Below are 2,087 nucleotides of genomic sequence, written 5' to 3' on the forward strand. Positions count from 1 at the left end.
GCGTTGTCCTCGTACCCGCACCCGCGGTTGATGCCTGATTTCTGGGAATTCCCGACCGTGTCGATGGGTATCGGCCCAATGAACGCGATTTACCAGGCCCAGTCCAACCGGTACCTGCAGAACCGCGGGATCAAGGACACCTCGGACCAGCAGGTCTGGGCGTTCCTTGGTGACGGGGAAATGGACGAGCCCGAGTCCCGTGGTCTGCTGCAGCTGGCAGCGAACGAGAACCTGGACAACCTGAACTTCGTGATCAACTGCAACCTCCAGCGCCTGGACGGGCCGGTGCGTGGCAACGGCAAGATCATGCAGGAACTCGAAGCGTTCTTCCGCGGTGCGGGCTGGAACGTGATCAAGGTCGTCTGGGGCCGGGAATGGGACTCCCTCCTGGAAGCGGACAAGGACGGGGCGTTGGTGAAAATCATGAACGAAACCCCCGATGGTGACTACCAGACCTACAAGGCCGAGTCCGGCGGGTTCGTCCGTGAGCACTTCTTCGGCAAGTCCCCGCAGACCAAGGACATGGTCGCGGACCTGGACGATGAGCAGATCTGGGGCCTCAAACGCGGCGGTCACGACTACCGCAAGGTCTACGCCGCGTACAAGGCAGCGACCGAGTTCAAGGGCAAACCCACCGTGATCCTGGCCAAAACGGTCAAGGGCTACGGCCTGGGCCCGCACTTCGAGGGCCGCAACGCGACCCACCAAATGAAGAAACTGACCATGGAAGACCTCAAAGCCTTCCGTGACCACCTGCGCATCCCGATCAGCGATGACCAGCTCGACGCCGACCTTTACCGGCCCCCGTACTACCACCCCGGCATGGACGCCCCGGAAATCAAATACCTCATGGACCGCCGCGCCGAACTCGGCGGGTTCGTGCCCGAACGGCGCCGCACCCACACCCCGGTCACCCTGCCCGAAGCCAAATCCTACGACGTCGCCAAACGCGGATCCGGCAAACAACAAGCCGCGACCACCATGGCCTTCGTCCGGCTCCTCAAAGACCTCATGCGCGACAAAAACTTCGGCGCCCGGTTCGTGCCCGTCGTCCCGGACGAATCCCGCACCTTCGGCATGGACGCGTTCTTCCCGACCGCGAAAATCTACAACCCCAAAGGCCAGAACTACCTCTCCGTGGACCGCGACCTCGTCCTGGCCTACAAAGAATCACCCGCAGGCCAACTGATCCACCCCGGCATCAACGAAGCCGGCGCCGTCGCAGCATTCACCGCCGCCGGCACCGCCTACGCCACCCACGGCGAACCCCTGGTCCCGATCTACGTGTTCTACTCCATGTTCGGCTTCCAACGCACCGGAGATTCCTTCTGGGCCGCCGCGGACCAAATGACCCGCGGCTTCATCATCGGCGCGACCGCAGGACGAACCACCCTCACCGGCGAAGGACTCCAACACGCCGACGGGCACTCCCCCATCCTGGCCTCCACCAACCCCGCCGTCCGCACCTACGACCCCGCCTACGGCTACGAAATCGGCCACATCATCCGCCACGGCCTCGAACAAATGTACGGCGAGGCCAGTGACGATAAAAACGTCATGTACTACCTCACCGTCTACAACGAGCCCATCACCCAACCCGCCGAACCCGAAAACCTCGACACCAACGGGCTCCTCAAAGGCATCTACCAACTCGCCGACGCCCCCGAGGCCACCACCGGAAACGGAAACCGCCCCACCGCGAACATCCTCGCCTCCGGCGTGTCCGTCCCCTGGGCCCTCGAAGCCCAAAAAATCCTCAACGACGACTGGGGAGTCGCCGCGACCGTCTGGTCCGTGACCTCCTGGAACGAACTCCGACGCGACGGACTCGACGCCGAAGAACACGCCTTCCTCAACCCCGGCCAACCCACCCGCACACCCTTCATCACCGAACAACTCCACGGCCACACCGGACCAGTCATCGCAGTCTCCGACTACATGAAAGCCGTCCCCGACCAAATCCGACAATTCATCCCCAACGACTTCGCCTCCCTCGGAGCAGACGGCTTCGGCTTCTCCGACACCCGCCAAGCCGCACGCCGCTACTTCAAAAACGACACCCACTCCATCGTCGCCAAAACCCTCCA

At 63.1% G+C, this 2,087-nt stretch carries 1 protein-coding gene; it reads left to right on the forward strand.

Annotated elements, in window-relative coordinates; translation table 11 throughout:
- The coding region (gene aceE, locus PV760_RS21385; protein ID WP_354628654.1) for a pyruvate dehydrogenase (acetyl-transferring), homodimeric type at nucleotides 1-2,087 on the forward strand (2,087 nt) is incomplete at both ends.

Origin of the sequence: Paenarthrobacter sp. CC6 (genome assembly GCF_040560085.1) — a bacterium.
In the GTDB taxonomy this organism is placed as follows: domain Bacteria; phylum Actinomycetota; class Actinomycetes; order Actinomycetales; family Micrococcaceae; genus Arthrobacter; species Arthrobacter nicotinovorans.